The sequence below is a fragment of the Streptomyces sp. NPDC023527 genome, assembly GCF_055560115.1.
In genome coordinates this window covers 109,280-127,564 of sequence record NZ_JBVHJJ010000010.1, presented here as the reverse complement: position 1 = coordinate 127,564, position 18,285 = coordinate 109,280, and the positions used below count along the sequence as shown (strand labels likewise).

Annotated in this window: 12 protein-coding genes and 1 riboswitch; of the genes, 5 read left to right on the top strand and 7 right to left on the bottom strand. The window is 75.3% G+C overall.

Annotated elements, in window-relative coordinates; translation table 11 throughout:
- Positions 1–40: 40 nt before the first annotated feature.
- Positions 41–3,676, bottom strand: coding sequence for a cobaltochelatase subunit CobN (cobN, locus tag ACZ303_RS20790; protein ID WP_467341030.1), 3,636 nt, complete (start codon positions 3,674–3,676; stop codon positions 41–43).
- Positions 3,677–3,788: 112 nt separating this feature from the next.
- A riboswitch (cobalamin riboswitch) is annotated at positions 3,789–3,862 on the bottom strand.
- Positions 3,863–3,976: 114 nt separating this feature from the next.
- On the opposite strand from cobN, the gene ACZ303_RS20785 reads away from it, so the two are divergent.
- From ACZ303_RS20785 to ACZ303_RS20775, 3 genes are all read left to right on the top strand, one after another.
- Positions 3,977–5,416 (top strand): cobalamin biosynthesis protein CobG, encoded by a 1,440-nt coding sequence (locus ACZ303_RS20785; RefSeq protein ID WP_467341401.1) that lies wholly within the window; start codon positions 3,977–3,979, stop codon positions 5,414–5,416.
- An 81-nt stretch (positions 5,417–5,497) separates the two neighbouring features.
- Positions 5,498–6,124 carry a precorrin-8X methylmutase gene (locus ACZ303_RS20780; RefSeq protein ID WP_467341028.1) on the top strand — a complete coding sequence of 209 codons (627 nt, stop codon included), beginning with the start codon at positions 5,498–5,500 and terminating at the stop codon, positions 6,122–6,124.
- Positions 6,121–7,623 (top strand): precorrin-2 C(20)-methyltransferase, encoded by a 1,503-nt coding sequence (locus ACZ303_RS20775; protein WP_467341026.1) that lies wholly within the window; start codon positions 6,121–6,123, stop codon positions 7,621–7,623. Before ACZ303_RS20780 ends, ACZ303_RS20775 begins: the two co-directional genes overlap by 4 nt.
- 168 nt (positions 7,624–7,791) lie before the next feature.
- Here ACZ303_RS20775 and ACZ303_RS20770 read toward each other — a convergent pair whose 3' ends face one another.
- Positions 7,792–8,598, bottom strand: coding sequence for a cobalt-precorrin-6A reductase (locus tag ACZ303_RS20770; protein ID WP_467341024.1), 807 nt, complete (start codon positions 8,596–8,598; stop codon positions 7,792–7,794).
- Positions 8,599–8,643: 45 nt separating this feature from the next.
- Between ACZ303_RS20770 and ACZ303_RS20765 the strand changes: the two genes are divergently transcribed.
- Positions 8,644–9,798 (top strand): cobalt-precorrin-5B (C(1))-methyltransferase, encoded by a 1,155-nt coding sequence (locus ACZ303_RS20765; RefSeq protein WP_467341023.1) that lies wholly within the window; start codon positions 8,644–8,646, stop codon positions 9,796–9,798.
- Positions 9,799–9,810: 12 nt separating this feature from the next.
- Here the strand turns inward: ACZ303_RS20765 and cobM are convergent, their stop codons facing one another.
- Positions 9,811–10,560, bottom strand: coding sequence for a precorrin-4 C(11)-methyltransferase (cobM, locus tag ACZ303_RS20760; RefSeq protein ID WP_467341020.1), 750 nt, complete (start codon positions 10,558–10,560; stop codon positions 9,811–9,813).
- A complete protein-coding gene (gene cbiE / locus ACZ303_RS20755) occupies positions 10,557–11,816 on the bottom strand; it encodes a precorrin-6y C5,15-methyltransferase (decarboxylating) subunit CbiE (protein ID WP_467341018.1) in 1,260 nt (419 codons plus the stop codon). Before cbiE ends, cobM begins: the two co-directional genes overlap by 4 nt.
- Before the next feature lie 141 nt (positions 11,817–11,957).
- Here cbiE and tsaD point away from each other — a divergent pair, with 141 nt between their 5' ends.
- A complete protein-coding gene (tsaD, locus tag ACZ303_RS20750; protein WP_467341400.1) occupies positions 11,958–13,025 on the top strand; it encodes a tRNA (adenosine(37)-N6)-threonylcarbamoyltransferase complex transferase subunit TsaD in 1,068 nt (355 codons plus the stop codon).
- A 127-nt stretch (positions 13,026–13,152) separates the two neighbouring features.
- On the opposite strand, the gene ACZ303_RS20745 is transcribed toward tsaD, so the two are convergent.
- The 3 genes from ACZ303_RS20745 to ACZ303_RS20735 all read right to left on the bottom strand — a co-directional run bounded on the left by ACZ303_RS20745 (position 13,153) and on the right by ACZ303_RS20735 (position 18,276).
- Positions 13,153–14,676, bottom strand: a complete 1,524-nt coding sequence (locus ACZ303_RS20745) for an SDR family oxidoreductase (protein WP_467341016.1) — start codon at positions 14,674–14,676, stop codon at positions 13,153–13,155.
- A gap of 158 nt (positions 14,677–14,834) precedes the next feature.
- Positions 14,835–16,307: an SDR family NAD(P)-dependent oxidoreductase gene (locus ACZ303_RS20740; protein WP_467341014.1), complete on the bottom strand. Its 1,473-nt coding sequence runs from the start codon at positions 16,305–16,307 to the stop codon at positions 14,835–14,837.
- Between the two features lie 103 nt (positions 16,308–16,410).
- Positions 16,411–18,276: a complex I subunit 5 family protein gene (locus ACZ303_RS20735; protein ID WP_467341012.1), complete on the bottom strand. Its 1,866-nt coding sequence runs from the start codon at positions 18,274–18,276 to the stop codon at positions 16,411–16,413.
- Between the last annotated feature and the right edge of the window lie 9 nt (positions 18,277–18,285).

Here is an 18,285-nt window from a genome sequence, read left to right as displayed (position 1 = left end):
CGGGACGCGTTCGCCCGGGGCGCGAACCGCAGCTCGCCCGTCAGGCGTCGTCCCCGCCCTCCAGGTCGCCCTCCGTCTCCAGGAAGGCCTGGCGCAGGGCGTCGAGGGTCTCGGCGTCCGGCTTGGCCCACATGCCGCGGCTCTCGGCCTCCAGGAGGCGTTCGGCGATGCCGTGCAGGGCCCAGGGGTTGGCGTCCTGGAGGAAGGCGCGGTTCTCCGGGTCCAGGACGTAGGTCTGGGCGAGCTTGTCGTACATCCAGTCGGGGACGACGCCGGTGGTGGCGTCGTAGCCGAAGAGGTAGTCCACGGTGGCCGCGAGTTCGAAGGCGCCCTTGTAGCCGTGGCGGCGCATCGCCTCGATCCAGCGGGGGTTGACCACGCGGGCGCGGAAGACGCGCGAGGTCTCCTCGACCAGGGTTCGGGTGCGGACCGTCTCCGGGCGGGTGGAGTCGCCGATGTACGCCTCCGGTGCCTTGCCCTTGAGGGCCTTGACCGTCGCGACCATGCCGCCGTGGTACTGGAAGTAGTCGTCGGAGTCGGCGATGTCGTGCTCGCGGGTGTCGGTGTTCTTCGCCGCGACCGCGATGCGCTTGTAGGCGGTCTCCATCTCCTCGCGGGCCGGGCGGCCTTCGAGCTCGCGGCCGTAGGCGTAGCCGCCCCAGACGGTGTAGACCTCGGCGAGGTCGGCGTCGGTGCGCCAGTCGCGGCTGTCGATGAGCTGGAGGATGCCCGCGCCGTACGTGCCCGGGCGGGAGCCGAAGATGCGGGTGGTGGCGCGGCGTTCGTCGCCGTGGGCGGCGAGGTCGGCCTGGGCGTGGGCGCGTACGTAGTTCTGGTCGGCCGGCTCGTCCAGGGACGCGGCGAGCCGTACCGCGTCGTCCAGGAGGCCGATGACGTGCGGGAACGCGTCGCGGAAGAAGCCGCTGATGCGCAGGGTGACGTCGATGCGGGGGCGGCCCAGTTCCTCCGGGGAGATGGGCTCCAGGCCGTTGACCCGGCGCGAGGCGTCGTCCCACAGCGGACGGACGCCCAGCAGGGCCAGCGCCTCCGCCACGTCGTCGCCCGCGGTGCGCATCGCGCTCGTGCCCCACAGCGACAGGCCCACCGACTTCGGCCAGTCGCCGTGGTCGGTGCGGTAGCGCTCCAGGAGGGAGTCGGCCAGGGCCTGGCCGGTCTCCCAGGCGAGACGGCTGGGGACGGCCTTGGGGTCGACGGAGTAGAAGTTGCGGCCGGTCGGCAGGACGTTGACCAGGCCGCGGAGCGGCGAGCCGGAGGGGCCCGCCGGGACGAAGCCGCCCGCCAGGGCGTGGACGGCGTGGTCGATCTCGTCGGTGGTGCGGGCCAGGCGCGGGACCACCTCCGTGGCGGCGAAGGTCAGGATCGCGGCGACGAGGTCGGGGTCCGCGGCATCGGTGCCCAGCACCGTGGGCACAACAGCGGCGACCGCTGCCGGGTCCCAGTCCGCGTCCTCCATCGCCTGGACGAGGGCCCGGGCCTTCTCCTCCGCCTCGTCCGCCGTCGTGCGCGTCGCCGCCGACTCGTCCAGGCCGAGCGCCTCGCGCAGGCCCGGCAGGGCGGCCGTGCCGCCCCAGATCTGGCGGGCGCGCAGGATCGACAGGACGAGGTTGACCCGCGCCTCGCCGGTGGGCGCGCCGCCCAGGACGTGCAGGCCGTCGCGGATCTGGGCGTCCTTGACCTCGCACAGCCAGCCGTCGACGTGCAGCAGGAAGTCGTCGAAGCCGTCGTCGTCGGGGCGGTCCTCCAGGCCGAGGTCGTGGTCGAGCTTGGCGGCCTGGATCAGGGTCCAGATCTGGGCGCGGATGGCGGGCAGCTTGGCCGGGTCCATCGCGGAGATGGCGGCGTACTCGTCGAGGAGCTGTTCGAGGCGCGTGATGTCGCCGTAGGACTCGGCGCGGGCCATCGGCGGTACGAGGTGGTCGACGAGGGTGGCGTGGGCGCGGCGCTTGGCCTGGGTGCCCTCGCCGGGGTCGTTGACGAGGAAGGGGTAGACCAGCGGCAGGTCGCCGAGGGCGGCGTCGGGGCCGCAGGCGGCGGACAGGCCGGCGTTCTTGCCGGGCAGCCACTCCAGGTTGCCGTGCTTGCCGAGGTGGACCATCGCGTCGGCGCCGAAGCCGCCGTCCTCGCGGGAGGCCGCGATCCAGCGGTAGGCGGCGAGGTAGTGGTGCGAGGGCGGCAGGTCGGGGTCGTGGTAGATGGCGATGGGGTTCTCGCCGAAGCCGCGCGGCGGCTGGATGAGGATGAGGAGGTTGCCGCGGCGCAGCGCGGCGAGGACGATGTCGCCCTCCGGATTGCGGCTGCGGTCGAGGAACATCTCGCCCGGCGGCGGGCCCCAGTGCTCCTCGACGGACTCGCGCAGCTCCTGCGGCAGCTGTCCGTACCAGCGCTTGTAGTCGGCGGCGGGGATGCGGACGGGGTTGCGGGCGAGCTGCTCCTCGGTGAGCCACTCCTGGTCGTGGCCGCCTGCCTCGATGAGGGCGTAGATCAGTTCGTCACCGTCGCCGGACTCCAGGCCGGGGACCGCCTCGTCGGCCTCGTTCCCGAAGGAGTAGCCCTCCTCGCGCAGGCGGCGCAGCAGAGCGACCGCGCTGGCGGGGGTGTCGAGGCCGACGGCGTTGCCGATGCGGGAGTGCTTGGTGGGGTAGGCGGAGAGGACGAGCGCGAGGCGCTTGTCGGCGGCCGGGATGTGGCGCAGCCGGGCGTGGCGTACGGCGATGCCGGCGACGCGGGCGGCGCGCTCGGGGTCGGCGACGTACGCCGGGAGGCCGTCCTCGTCGACCTCCTTGAAGGAGAACGGGACGGTGATGATGCGGCCGTCGAACTCGGGGACGGCGACCTGGGTCGCGGCGTCGAGCGGCGAGAGCCCCTCGTCGTTCTCCTCCCAGGCGCTGCGCGGGCCGGTCAGGCACAGGGCCTGGAGGATCGGTACGTCGAGCGCGGCGAGGGCGCCGGCGTCCCAGGACTCGTCGTCACCGCCGGCGGAGGCGGCCGCGGGCTTGGTGCCGCCCGCGGCGAGCACGGTGGTGACGACGGCGTCGGCGGTGCCGAGCGCCTCGACGAGCTCGGGCTCGGGGGCGCGCAGGGAGGCGACGTACAGCGGGAGGGCGCGGGCGCCGGCGTTCTCGATGGCGCCGCAGAGGGTGTCCACGAAGGCGGTGTTGCCGCTCATGTGGTGGGCGCGGTAGTAGAGCACCGCGATGAGCGGGCCGGTCGCGTCCGGCTTGGCGGTGCGCTCCAGCGGACCCCAGGTGGGGGCGGCGGCGGGGGCCTCGAAGCCGTGGCCGGTGAGCAGCACGGTGTCGGAGAGGAAGCGGGCGAGCTGTTCGAGGTTGGCGGGGCCGCCGTGGGCGAGATAGGCGTGGGCCTCGGCGGCGATGCCGATGGGGACGGTGGACGCCTCCATCAGCTGGGCGTCGGGGGCCTGTTCGCCGGTGAGGACGACGACGGGCCGGTCCCCGGCGAGGAGCTGGTCCAGCCCCTCCTGCCAGGCGCGGATGCCGCCGAGGAGGCGTACGACGACGAGGTCGGTGCCGTCGAGGAGGGCAGGGAGCTCGTCGAGTTCGAGCCGGGCGGGGTTGGCGAGCCGGTACGGGACCGGGCCTCCGGCCGCGCGGGCACTGAGCAGGTCGGTGTCGGAGGTCGACAGGAGAAGGATCACGCGGCGCTCCCCAGGGCTTCGAGGGTCGCTCGGGGCGCGCGGGACCGGGACATGCGCATGCGGCGGCAGGCCTTCCTCGGGGTCCGCGCCCCGGGCGGTTGGAGGACGGCGGGAGTTCCTGACTCGCGCGGCATCGCTGCCGTGCTCACAGTGGCGGGACCGTGCCGGAGTTCCACCGGCTTCCTCCCCTGGCGCCGTCGCTGGCGTTTTGGCGGACCGGAAAGCAGAACGGTCCGCCGCTGAGCATAGTAAGCGCTGGCAGATGCCGTACGGGACGGTGCACCGGGTGTGATCGTCGGTATGCTCGCCGCCATGTCCGTCACCCCCTCATCCCCCACGGACCGGGATGACTCCGACACGGCCGGGGCGCCCGCGGAGCGGCCCGTCCGCGAGCGCGGCGACGCCTGTCCGGGTGCGCTGCGGCTGCACGCCGCGGACGACGGCGCGCTGGCGCGCGTCCGGCTGCCCGGCGGACTTCTGACGACTCGTCAGGCACAGGTGCTCGCGGACCTGGCCGGGGAGCTGGGCGACGGCCGTCTCGACATCACCTCGCGCGGCAATGTGCAGCTGCGCGGCCTCGCCGCCGACTGCGGCGGCGAGCTGGGCGGGCGGCTGCGCGCGGCGGGACTGCTGCCGACGGACCGGAACGAACGGATCCGCAATGTGGCGGCGTCACCGCTGTGCGGGCTGGACGGACGGGAGCCCGCACGGGGGCACCACCCCGGCGGACGGGTGGACGTGCAGGCGTGGGCGCGGGAGTTGGACGCGCTGTTGTGCGCCGACGGCGCGCGGGCCGGAGCGCGCGGCGAACGACGGGCAGCGGAATCGGATTCCACCGATCTGTCCGGTCTGTCGGGCCGGTTCCTCTTCGGCCTGGACGACGGGCGCGGCGACATCGTGGCGCTCGCCCCCGATGTGACATTGATCGCAAGCGACTCCGGCCGGGCCGTCCTGTGCTTCGGCACCGCCGGACCGGGCCTGCTGATCGCCGCCGAGGACGGGCCGCGGGCGGCCGCGCTGGCCGCCGCGGAGTTCCTGACGGCCGCGGGCGGCAGCGGCGAACGCGCCTGGCGGGTCCGCGAACTGCCGCCGGAGCACCGGCCCCGGACCGACCGGCTCGCCGACCGGCTGGCGGCGGCGGGCATCGGCTCCGACCCGCTCCCCCACCCGGCGCTGCCGCTCGGCCCGCCGGCGGAGCCCGGCACGGTCACCGGCCCGGACGGCCGGCACGCCCTGTCCGTGGCCGCCCCCCTCGGCCGGCTCACCGTCGCCCAGTGGCGGCTCCTCGCCCGTACCGCCGACCGGGACGGCGACGGCGAGCTGCGTGTGACACCCTGGCGCGGCGTCGTCGTCCCCGGCCTGTCGGCCGGAACGGCTCCGGCGCGGCTGGCCGCCCTCGCGGACGCCGGTCTCGTCACCTCCGCCGACAGCGCCTGGCACCGCGCGGGCGCCTGCGCCGGCCGGCCCGGCTGCGCGAAGTCCCTCGCGGACGTACGGGCGGTGGCACGGGCCTGCCTCACGGACCGGCGGTCCGCGGGGCTGCCGGTGTACTGGTCGGGCTGCGAGCGGCGGTGCGGCCACCCGGCCGACGGCACCTGGGTCGACGTCCTGGCGACCGGCGAGGGCTACGAGGTCGCCGTGCGGCGGGACATACCGGGCGCGGCACCGGAGACGGCGGTACGGACCGTGACCGCGGACCGGCTGCCCGACGCGGTGGCGGCGGCACGCGGAACGACATAGCGGAACAGACAGCGGCACGGGCGGCGGCACCGGCCCGCGGCGCGGAACGACCCACAGAGCGACAGCAGCAAGCGAGGCAGAGTGTTCGACTACGAAAAGGACGGCGCGTCCATCTACCGCCAGTCCTTTGCCACCATCCGCGCCGAGGCCGACCTCGGCGCCCTGCCGCCGGACGTCAGCCAGGTCGCGGTGCGCATGATCCACGCCTGCGGGATGACCGATCTCGTACGGGACCTCGCCCACAGCCCCCAGGTCGTGGCGCGGGCCCGCGCGGCGCTGCGCGCCGGGGCGCCGATCCTGTGCGACGCGAACATGGTCGCCAGCGGCGTCACCCGCAAGCGGCTGCCCGCCGACAACGAGGTGCTGTGCACCCTCGCCGACCCGGCCGTGCCGGAGCTGGCGCGGCGGATGGGCACGACGCGCAGCGCGGCGGCGCTGGAGCTGTGGCGCGAGAAGCTGGACGGCGCGGTGGTGGCGGTGGGCAACGCGCCGACGGCCCTGTTCCGCCTGCTGGAGATGGTGGCCGAGGGCGCGCCGCGCCCGGCGGCGGTCATCGGCATACCGGTCGGCTTCATCGGCGCCGCCGAGTCGAAGGACGCGCTGGCCGACAGCCCGTTGGGGCTGGACTACCTGGTGGTGCGGGGCCGGCGCGGCGGCAGCGCCATGGCTGCGGCCGCGATCAACGCGATAGCGAGCGAGGAAGAGTGAGCGAGCACAAGCCCGGGCGGCTGTACGGAGTGGGCCTCGGCCCCGGCGATCCGTCCCTGATGACCGTACGGGCCGTGGAGGTCATCGCCGAGGCGGACGTCGTGGCGTACCACAGCGCCCGGCACGGCCGTTCCATCGCGCGTTCCATCGCCGAACGCCATCTGCGCCCCGACCACATCGAGGAGCGGCTGGTCTACCCCGTCACGGTGGAGACCACCGATCACCCCGGCGGGTACCGGGGCGCGATGGAGGAGTTCTACGAGGAGGCCGCGGCCCGGCTGGCCGCGCATCTGGACGCCGGGCGCACGGTGGCCGTGCTCGCCGAGGGCGACCCGCTCTTCTACAGCTCGTACATGCACATGCACAAGCGGCTCGCCGACCGCTATCCCACCGAGGTGATCCCCGGTGTGACGTCGGTCAGCGCCGCGGCGGCCGCGCTGGGCACCCCGCTGGTGGAGGGCGAGGAGGTGCTGACGATCCTGCCGGGCACGCTGCCGGAGGAGGAGCTGACGGCGCGTCTCGCCTCGACCGACTCGGCCGTGGTGATGAAGCTCGGCCGGACCTTCCCGTCCGTGCGGGGCGCGCTGGAGAGCTCGGGACGGCTCGCGGAGGCGCGGTACGTCGAACGCGCCACGATGAGCGGTGAGCGTACGGGCGCGCTGGCGGACGTGGACCCGGAGTCGGTGCCGTACTTCTCGGTGGCGGTGCTGCCGAGCCGCGTCGACGCCGCGCCCCCGGCCGGGCGCGGCGAGGTCGTGGTCGTGGGGCTCGGCCCGGCGGGTCCGCTGTGGCTGACGCCGGAGGCGCGGGGCGAGCTCGCGGCGGCGGAGGACCTGGTCGGCTACAGCACGTACATCGACCGGGTGCCGGTGCGGCCCGGTCAGCGCCGCCACCCTTCCGACAACAAGGTGGAGTCCGAGCGCGCCGAGTTCGCGCTCGACCTCGCCCGGCAGGGGCGGCGGGTCGCGGTGGTCTCCTCCGGTGACCCGGGCGTCTTCGCGATGGCGACGGCCGTGCTGGAGGTCGCCTCGGAGGACCCGTACCGCGAGGTGCCGGTCCGGGTGCTGCCCGGCATGACCGCGGCCCACGCGGCGGCCGCGCGGGCTGGCGCGCCGCTCGGCCACGACTACGCCGTCATCTCCCTGTCCGACCGGCTCAAGCCGTGGGAGGTCATCGCGGAACGGCTGCGCGCCGCGGCGGCGGCGGACCTGGTCCTCGCCCTGTACAACCCCGGCTCCCGCAGCCGCGTCTGGCAGGTCGGCAAGGCCCGCGAACTCCTGCTGGAGCACCGCACGCCGGACACCCCGGTCGTCCTCGGCCGCGACGTGGGCGGCCCCGAGGAGAGCGTACGCATCGTCCGGCTCGGCGACCTGGACCCGGCGCAGGTGGACATGCGCACGATCCTGCTGGTGGGCTCGACGCAGACGCGCCGCGCACGCCGGGGCGAGAACGGCGCCGAGGAGATCGTGTGGACACCGAGGCGGTATCCGGAGGGCTGACGGAGACGGTCGCGAGCGGGCTGCTCGCGGGGGTCACGGCCCGGAGCCCGCAGGGATTTACGGCGGGCTCCGGGATGCGAGCACCGGCGCGAGGACGGCGGAGCGGCATCAGGCGCCTGATCAAGCCCGTCCGGCGTTTGAGGACGAGCCCCCGGGCGGTCCGGACCGTCAGCGCAGCGCCCCGCTCAGCCACTCCGCCGCCCCCGCCGGATCGGCCGCGACCGGCACCCCGGCCGGCACCTCCGGCCGCCGGACCACCACCACCGGCACCCCCAGCTCCCGCGCGGCGACCAGCTTCGCGGAGGTCGCCGCCGCTCCGCTGTCCTTCGTCACCAGGACGTCGATGCCGTGGCGGCGCAGCAGCTCCCGCTCGCCCTCGACCGTGAACGGGCCGCGGTCCAGCAGGACCTCCGTGCGGGGCGGCATCGGTGGTTCGGGGGCGTCCACGGAGCGTACGAGGAACCACAGGGCGCTCAGGTGTGCGAAGGTGGCCAGGCCCATCCTGCCCGTGGTCAGGAACACCCGCTCGCCCAGCGCCGGCAGCGCGTCCGCCGCCTCGGCGAGCGAGCCGACCGGGTGCCAGTCGTCGCCCGGACCGGCGACCCAGCCGGGGCGGCGGACGGCGAGCAGGGGAACATGGACGTCGGCGGCCGCCTGTGCCGCGTTGAAACTGATCGTGCCGGCGAAAGGATGGGTGGCGTCGATGAGTGCGTCCACCTGGTGCTCGCGCAGCCAACGCGCCATGCCGCCGGGCCCACCGAACCCTCCGATGCGGACCTGCCCGGCGGGCAGCCGCGGCCGGGCGACCCGCCCGGCCAGTGAGGTCGTCACGCGCAGCGTGGGGTCGGCGGCCAGGACGTCCGCGAGCCGTCGCGCCTCGGTCGTACCGCCGAGGATCAGGATGTGGCGCTCGGCGCTCACGATGGGCCTCTCTCTTGCGATCCCGGCCGCTTGGGCACCGCCGGTCCCGCACATTGTGATCGCTCACCGCCGCGGCGGGAAATCCTTTGGGAGCGCCCCGTGACCGACTCCCCCGGCAAGGCCACCGGCGGGCGCACCGCGCAGCTCGCCCACACCGGGCTCCGCCACGGCTGGACCACGGGTGCCTGTGCCACCGCCGCCACCACGGCCGCGTACACCGCCGTGCTCACGGGCGAGTTCCCCGACCCGGTGACGATCACCCTGCCCAAGGGGCAGACGCCCGCGTTCGCGCTGGCCGCCGAGGACATGCGCGGCGGCGGGCGGAGCGCCATGGCCGCGATAGTCAAGGACGCCGGCGACGACCCGGACGTGACGCACGGCGCGCTGATCCGCTCGACGGTACGGGTGCTGCCGCCCGGTTCGGGGGTGGTCTTCCGGGCGGGGCCGGGGGTGGGCACGGTCACCCGGCCCGGTCTGCCGCTGCCGGTCGGCGAGCCCGCGATCAATCCGGTGCCCCGGCAGATGATGCGCGACCACGTCGCCGAGGTCGCCGCCCGGCACGGCGGCACGGGCGACGTCGAGATCGAGATCTCGGTCGATCACGGCGAGGAGATCGCCCGGTCCACGTGGAACGGCCGCCTGGGCATCCTGGGCGGCATCTCCATCCTGGGCACCACGGGCATCGTCGTCCCCTACTCCTGTTCCGCGTGGATCGACAGCATCCGGCGCGGCGTGGACGTGGCCCGGGCTGCGGGCCGTACGCATGTGGCCGGCTGTACGGGCTCGACGTCGGAGAAGGTCGCGGTGGCCGTGCACGGGCTGCCCGAGGACGCGCTGCTGGACATGGGCGACTTCGCGGGGGCGGTGCTGAAGTACGTACGCCGCCACCCGGTGGACCGGCTCACCGTCGCGGGCGGGTTCGCGAAGCTGTCGAAGCTCGCGGCGGGCCACCTCGACCTGCACTCGGCGCGCTCGCAGGTCGACAAGGGCTTCCTGGCGGAACTGGCCCGCAGGGGAGGCGCCGACGAGGCTTTGGCCTCGGCCGTGGCGGCGGCGAACACGGGCCTGGACGCCCTCCAGCGCTGCGCGGCCCGTGGCGTCCCCCTCGGCGACCTGGTGGCGGCCACCGCCCGCGACGAGGCCCTGGCGGTGCTGCGCGGCGCGCCCGTCACGGTCGACGTCATCTGCATCGACCGTGCGGGCACGATCGTGGGGCGCGCGGAACCGAAGGGGCCCGCGGGGCCTGGGCGTTGAGCCCGCGCCCCCTCAGTTCGCGCAGCGGTCCCGTTCGGTGGAGTACAGATGGCTGTCGGGGAACTGCTCCGCCGCCAGCGTGCGGCCGACGATGATGACCGCCGTGCGCACCACCCCCGCCGACTTCACCTGATCGGCGATGTCGGCGAGCGTGCCGCGCAGGACCAGTTCGTCGGGGCGGCTGGCCATGGCGACGACGGCGGCCGGGCAGTCCGGGCCGTAGTGCGGAAGGAGCTCGGCGACGACGCGGTCGGCGTAGCGGGCCGCGAGGTGCAGGACGATCAGGGCGCCGCTCGCGCCGAGGGTGGCGAGGTCCTCGCCGGCCGGCATCGGGGTGGCCTGCTGGGCGATGCGGGTGAGGATGACGGTCTGCCCGACGGTGGGCACGGTCAGCTCGCGGCCGAGCGCCGCGGCGGCGGCGGCGAACGCGGGCACGCCGGGCACGATCTCGTACGGGATGCCGGCCGCGTCGAGGCGCCGCATCTGCTCGGCGACGGCGCTGAAGACCGCCGGGTCGCCGGAGTGCAGCCGGGCCACGTCCTGGCCGGCGGCGTGGGCCCGTACGAACTCCTCGGTGATCTGGTCGAGGTTCAGCCGGGCCGTGTCCACGAGACGGGCGTCCGGCGGGCACTCGGCGAGGAGTTCACGGGGGACGAGGCTGCCCGCGTAGAGGCAGACGCCGCAGCGGGCCAGCGTCCGCGCGCCGCGCACCGTGATCAGGTCGGCGGCGCCGGGGCCGGCGCCGATGAAGTACACGGTCATGACTGGGGTCCTCCTTGTGCGGATTCGGTCATGGCTCGCTCCGTTTTGACCACCGACCACTGCGTCACCGGCATGGCCTGCCGCCAGCCGGTGAAGCCGCCGACGGGGACGGCGCGCGCGACGGCCAGGCGCGTCAGCTCGCCGCCGTGGCGCCGGTACCGCTCGGTGAGCAGCGCCTCGGATTCGAGGGTCACGGTGTTGGCGACGAGCCGGCCACCGGCGGGCAGCGCGTCCCAGCAGGCGTCGAGCAGGCCGGGGGCCGTCAGCCCGCCGCCGATGAACACCGCGTCGGGCGCGGGCAGTCCGGCGAGCGCGGCGGGCGCGGCACCGGTGACGACGCGCAGGGCGGGCACCCCGAGCGCGTCGGCGTTACGGGCGATCCGCTCGGCGCGCACGGGGTCGCGTTCGACGGCGACGGCACGGCATGAGCGGTGGGCCCGCATCCATTCGACGCCGATGGAGCCGGAGCCGCCACCGACGTCCCACAGCAGTTCGCCGGGGGCGGGGGCGAGCGCGGCGAGCGTCACGGCCCGGACGTGACGCTTAGTCAACTGCCCGTCGTGCTCGAAGAGTTCGTCCGGCAGGCCGGGCGTGAGGGGCAGCCGGGGCGCGCCGGGCAGCCGGCGGCATTCGACCGCGATGACGTTCAGCGCGTCGCCGGGCGGGTGCGTCCAGTCGTCGGCGGCGCCCTCGGCGCGCCGCTCGTCCTCGCCGCCGAGCTGTTCCAGCACGGTCATCCGGCTGGGGCCGAAGCCGTGCGCGGACAGCCGCGCGGCGACCTCGGCGGGGGTGGCGGCGCCGGCGCTGAGCAGCAGCAGCCGGCGGCCGTCGTGCAGCGCGGCGTGCAGCGCGGCGAGGGGGCGGCCGACGAGGCTGATGACCTCGGTCTCCTCCAGCGGCCAGCCGAGCCGGGCGCAGGCGTACGACGCGGAGGAGGGGTGCGGCAGCACCCGCAGCCGGCTCGCGTCGCCGAGGGCGGCCACGAGCGTGCGGCCGATGCCGAAGAACATGGGGTCGCCGCTGGCCAGGACGCACACCCGGCGCCCGGCGTGGGCGGCGAGCAGCCCCGGTACGGCGGGGCGCAGCGGCGAAGGCCAGGCGACGCGCTCCGCCGTGCAGTCCGGCGGCACCAGGGCGAGCTGGCGCGGGCCGCCGATGATCACGTCGGCCTGGCGCAGCGCCTGTCGCGAACCGGGGGCGAGGCCGGGCCAGCCGTCGGCGCCGATGCCTACGACCGTCACGGGGGCGGAGCTCACTGGGCGTACCTCGGGCGGCGGAGGGGACAGGGGCACGGGAACTCTACTGACCTGCGGGGATGACGCCACGACCGGGACCTCGCCGAAGGCTTGCTGCATACAATGTGCATTTACTCAACAAAGGCAGGAGGCGTCGACGTGGTGCGTTCACCGGTGGTGCTGGGTATCGAGTCGTCCTGCGACGAGACCGGCGCCGGGCTGGTCCGGGACGGCAGGCTGCTGGGTCACGCGGTGGCCTCCAGCATGGACGAGCACGCGCGCTTCGGCGGCGTCGTTCCGGAGATCGCGGCCCGCGCGCATGTGCACGCGGCGGCGCCCGTCGTCCACGCCGCGCTGGCCGACGCCGGCCTGACCATGGCCGACATCGGCGCGGTCGCGGTGACGACCGGCCCCGGCCTGTCCGGCGCGCTCCAGGTCGGCGTCGCGGCCGCGAAGGGCTTCGCGTACTCCCTGGGCGTCCCGCTGTACGGGGTGCACCACCTCGCCGGGCACGTGGCAGCCGACACCCTGGAGCACGGCCCGCTGCCCGACCCGTGCATGGTGCTGATCGTCTCCGGCGGCCACACCTCGCTGCTGCTCGTGCGCGACCTGGCGCGCGACCCGATCGTCCACCTCGGCGACACGCTCGACGACGCGGCCGGCGAGTGCTTCGACAAGGTCGCCCGCGTCTTCGGCCTGCCCTACCCCGGCGGCCCGGCCGTCGACCGGGCGGCGCGCGAGGGCGACCCGGCCGCCGTGCCGTTCCCGCGTCCGCTCACGGGCCCGCGCGACGACCCGTACGCCTTCTCCTTCTCCGGCCTGAAGACGGCGGCCGCGCGCTGGGCCGAGGGCCACCGGGCGGCGGGCCGGCCGCTGCCCGTCGCGGACGGCGCGGCCTCCTTGCAGGAGGCCGTGGCCGACGTGCTCACCCGCAAGGCCGTCGCCGCGTGCGTCGCGCACGGGGTGGGCACGCTCGTCGTGGTCGGCGGCGTGGCCGCCAACTCCCGGGTCCGGGCCCTGGCCCAGGAGCGGTGCGCTGCGGCGGGGATCGAACTGCGGGTGCCGCCGCTGCGGCTGTGCACGGACAACGGCGCGATGATCGCCGCCGTCGGCGACCTGCTCGTACGGGCGGGCGCGGAGCCGGCGCCGCTGGACGTGTCCATCGACCCCTCCGCGCCGCTGGAGTACGCGGCACTGCACCCCGTCGCCCGCGGCGCGCGGGTGGCTTAGCGGCGCCGCCCGGCGGCGACCGTCCCCCGCGCGGCAGCCCCGAAGGCGGCCGCCGCGGCGGGACGATGGCCGCTGCGGCGGCGCGTCACCACGACACCGGCGCCCGGCGGCGCAGGACCGGCTTCGCTCACCCCTTCGCCCGTCGCGCGATGTTGCGGGCCATGCCCCCGAACACCACCGCGTGGAAGGGGGCCACGCTCCACCAGTAGGCGTGCCCGGCCAGTCCGTGCGGGCGGAACAGCGCCCGCTGGCGGTAGATCGCGCGGGCCGGGCCGTCGGGGGTGACGGACAGCTCCAGCCACGCCAGGCCGGGCAGCCGCATCTCCGCGCGCAGCCGCAGCGTGCGGCCGGGCTCCAGCTCCTCCACCCGCCAGAAGTCGAGGGAGTCCCCGACCCGGAGCGTGTGCGGGTCGCGGCGGCCCCGGCGCAGGCCGACGCCGCCGAGGAGGCGGTCCAAGAGGCCGCGCAGGGACCAGGCGAGCGGGAAGGAGTACCAGCCGTTCTCGCCGCCGATGCCCTCCACCACGCGCCAGAGATCGGCGGGCGGGGCCTCGACGGTCACCTCGCGCCGGTCCTGGTAGAGGCTGCCGCCGGACCAGTCGGGGTCGGACGGCAGCGGGTCGCTGGGGGCGCCGGGCAGGGACGCGGAGGACCAGCGGGTGGCGACGTCGGCGTCCCGTACCCGCTGGAGGGCCAGGCGTACGGCCTCGTCGAAGCCGATCAGGCCCTCCGGCGGGTCGGGGGCGTACCGCGCGATGTCGTGCTCGCGGCACACCACCTCGTACCGCAGGGATTCGACGAGCGGCCGGGCGATGCCGCCGGGTACGGGCGTGACCAGGCCGACCCAGAGGCTGGACAGCCGGGGCGAGAGCACCGGCACGGGCAGGATGAGGCGGCGCGGGAGGCGGGCGACGGCCGCGTAGCGGTCCATCATCCGACGGTAGGTGAGCACGTCGGGCCCGCCGATGTCGAAGCTGCGGGAGACCTCGGCCGGCAGTCGGGCGGCGGCCAGCAGATAGCGCAGGACGTCGCGGACGGCGATCGGCTGGACGCGGGTGCGCACCCAGGTGGGCGTGACCATCGCGGGCAGCCGTTCGGTGAGGTAGCGCAGCATCTCGAAGGAGGCCGAGCCGGAGCCGATGACGACGGCGGCGCGGAGCTGGGCGGTGGGCACGCCGCTGGCGAGCAGGATGCGTCCGACCTCGGCGCGGGAGCGCAGGTGCGGGGAGAGGTGGCTCTCGGGCACCTGGCGGGGCGCCGGGCCGCCGAGGTAGACGATGCGGCGGACGCCCGCGGCCTTCGCGGCGCGCCCGACGGCGAGCGCGGCCCGCCGGTCGGTGCTCTCGAAGTCCCGGCCGGTGCCGAGGGCGTGCACGAGGTAGTAGAGGACGTCGACGTCCTCCATCGCGCCGGGGAGCGTCTCGGGGCGGGTCACATCGCCCTTGGCGACCTCGACTCGGCCCGCCCACGGCTGGTCCCGCAGCCGCCCCGGGTCGCGGACCAGGCAGCGCACCCGGTATCCGGCGTCGAGGAGCTGGGGGACGAGCCGCCCGCCGATGTAGCCCGTGGCTCCGGCGACGAGCACGCGAGGCGCCGGCCGCCCGGCGGTGCCACCCTCTGTCGGGCCGTGGCCGTTCACTGTGGCGTCCATGGGTTCCACGCTCCCCCGCCGGGGACGCTTCGCGCCAGACGGGGCTGGTCCTTCCGGGTGCGGCCGGCCCGTGGACGGGCGGCGGGGCGCGGCCCCGGCACGGCGAAACCGCCCGTCCGGGCGGTCCCGGGCGGGCGGTTTCGAAGGAGACGCGCGGTCTACCAGTTGGAGGGCGCGTAGTCCTTGAGGAAGCAGCCGTAGAGGTCCTCGCCCTGCTCGCCGCGGACGATCGGGTCGTAGACCCGGGCCGCGCCGTCGACCAGGTCGAGGGGGGCGTGGAAGCCCTCCTCGGCGAGGCGCACCTTGTCGGGGTGCGGGCGCTCGTCGGTGATCCAGCCGGTGTCGACGGCGGTCATCAGGATGCCGTCGGACTCGAACATCTCGTGGGCGCTGGTGCGGGTGAGCATGTTCAGCGCGGCCTTGGCCATGTTGGTGTGCGGGTGGCCCGCGCCCTTGTAGCCGCGGCTGAAGACGCCCTCCATGGCGGAGACGTTCACCACGTACTTGCGGCGGGCCGCGGCGGCGGACATGGCCGGGCGCAGGCGGCTGACCAGCACGAACGGCGCCGTGACATTGCACAGCTGCACTTCGAGCAGCTCGACCGGGTCGACCTCGCCGACCTTCTGGATCCAGGTGTTCGTCGGGTCCAGGTCGGGCACGAGCCCGCCGGCGTCGATCGCCGTGCCGGCCTCGACGCGGGCGAGGGAGGCGGAGCCGCTGGTCAGCGCGAGCTCGGTGAGCGCCTGCGGGGTGAGCTCGTCGTGGCCGCTGCCCGCGGGGGCGGGCAGGGCGGGCTGGGCGCCGCTGCCGAAGGCGCCGAAGACGACGGAGGCGGGCAGCTCGCCGGCGGGCAGCGGGGCGGCCTCCGCGGCGATCAGCTCGCGGTACGCGGCCGGGGAGCGGCGCACGGTCTGGGCGGCGTTGTTGATCAGGATGTCGAGCGGGCCCTCGGCGGCGACGGAGTCGGCCAGGGCGATGACCTGGGCGGGGTCGCGCAGGTCGATGCCGACGATCTTCAGGCGGTGCAGCCAGTCGGCGCTGTCCGGCATGGCCTTGAACCGGCGGATGGCGTCATTGGGGAACCGGGTGGTGACGGTCGTGTGAGCACCGTCCCGCAGCAGCCGCAGGGCTATGTACATGCCGATCTTCGCCCGGCCGCCGGTGAGCAGCGCGCGCTTGCCGGTCAGGTCCGTGCGGGCGTCGCGGCGGGCGCGGTTCTCCGCGGCGCACGGCTGGCACAGCTGGTGGTAGAAGGCGTCGACCTCGGTGTAGCGGGTCTTGCAGATGTAGCAGGAGCGGGGGCGCTCCAGGATGCCGACGATCTGGGCGGCGGAGGTGGCGGCGAGCGGAACGCCGCGCGTCTCGTCGTCGATGCGGTCGGCGGCACCGGTGGCGGTTGCCTCCGTGACGGCCTTGTCGTTGGCGGTCTTGGCGGCGCGGCGCTCCTGGCGGCGGCGCTGCTTGACCGTCCGGTAGATGCCGGAGGTGGCACGCCGGATCTCGATCGCCTGCGGGTGGTCGACCGGCAGCTCGTCGAGCTCGTCCAGCACGCTCAGGCAGATCGCCATGCGCTCCGGATCGATACCCGCGCGGAGGGCTGCACCGTCGCGGCTTTCTTCAGTGACCGTCATCGGCGGTGTCGTTTCCCAGTTCTTCTGATCGAGTGGAGCTCTGATCTGTTTTGAGCCTCGAAGAACTGTACGGAGCGGACGGCTGCCACGCCAAACTTCCGCCCTAAGGTGTGAGCAACGTCGTCTGGAGGCCGACCGCGAGGACCAGGGCGGCCATGCCGACCACGAGCCAGGTGACGTAGTCGCCCAGGTGTCCGGAGTGCAGGCGCCGCAGGGGTACGACCAGGGTGCGGGCGGCGGCCACGGCTGTGCGGCGCGGTGGGCGGGCGGGCAGGCGGGGGCCCCAGACCGCGGCGGCGGCGAGGGCGGTGGCCGCGGCGGCGGACAGCAGGCCCAGGAGGGCGCCGGAGGTCGTCCAGGCGGTGTCGGGCACGGGCGGGGCGAGCGGCCGTACGCCGTCGCCGCGGACGGCGGCGAGGTAGCCGGCGTGGTCGGCGAAGGTCACGGAGGCGGCCGCGAGGGCGCGGCCGACGGCGGGCACCGTCCCGACGGCCAGGCACGCGGCGAGCAGCAGCGCGGGGACGGCGGTCATGGTGCGGGGCACGGGGCGGCGCGGGTCCCGGATCTCGGGCTCCTCGGCGTCGCCGTCGGTCTCCAGGGCCGGGGCGTCACGGCGGGGCGCGGGGCCCGCGCCGGCGAAGACCCGCAGGGCGACGCGCAGGACCGCGCCGCCGGTGACGGCGGACACGACGAGGTAGGCGAGCGGCAGCCACCCGGCGTAGGCGGTGGCGGCGTGTTCGGCGACGGCCTTGCCGAGGCCGGTGCCGAAGGGCGGCAGGCCGGCCAGCGCCAGGCCGCCGGCGCCGAAGAGCACGCCGACCAGCCAGAGCCGGCGGGCGCGCCCGTGCAGGCCGTGCTCGTCCAGCGAGCCGTAGCGGTCCAGCACCACGCCGACCAGGGCGAACAGCGCGGCCTTCGCGCCCGCGTGCCCGGCGACGTAGAGCGCGGTGCCGGCGGTGGCGCCGGGTCCGAGCAGGGCGAGGCCGAGGAGGAAGAGGCCGGTGTGACCGACGGTGGAGAAGGCGAGCATCCGTTTGAGGTGGCGCTGCTGCCAGCACATCACCGTGCCGACGGCGGCGGTGAGCAGTCCGGCGGCGACGAGGGTGTGCCGGAAGACGTCCGGTGGGATGCCGCCGGATCCCGCGAAGACCGTCCCGTAGGCGCGGGCGACGCCGTAGACGCCGAGCTCGACCATCGCGCCGGACAGCAGCATGCACACCGGCGTGGGCGCCACCGCGTGGGCGTCGGGCAGCCAGAAGTGGAAGGGGACGGTAGCGGCCTTGGTGAGCGGACCGACGAGGACGAGGACGAACGCGGCGACGGTCAGCGCGTCGGTGCGGTGACCGGTGAGGGCGGTGCCGGTCTGCGCGAAGCCGAGCTCGCCGGTACGGGCGTAGAGCATGCCGATGCCGAGGAGGGAGGCGTAGGCGGCGAGGGAGTTGACGACGCCGAACGTGAAGGCGCCCTGGAGCGGGCGCGGGTCCTCGATCCGGTAGCCGGTGAGGGCGTAGGCGGCGACGCCCATCAGCTCGAAGAAGACGAAGGCGTTGAAGAGGTCGCCGGTGAGGGCGTAGCCGCACATCCCCGCTTCGAAGATCAGCAGGAGGGCGGGAAAGGTCCCGGCCCGCTCGTCCGACGGCTCGTCGAAGTAGCGCCAGGAGTAGGTGAGGACGGCCGGGAGGAGGAGGGCGACCAGCAGGGCGAGGCCGATGCCGAGCCGGTCGCCGACCAGGGCGATCCCGACCCCCTCGCCGCCGTGCGGCCGCCAGCCGCCGAGCCAGGACACCGCGTGTCCGTCGCCGGGTGTGCGCACCCACAGCAGGCAGAGGTCGGCGAGGGTGAGCGCGGCGAAGAGGAGGGCGAGGGCGTCGATGGCCGTACGCGGCAGCAGCCGCCCGGCGGCGGCGAGGACCGCGGCGCCCAGCAGGGGCACGGCGACGGCCAGCGGAAGCAGGGCGGCGGGCTGCACGGCCGCGCG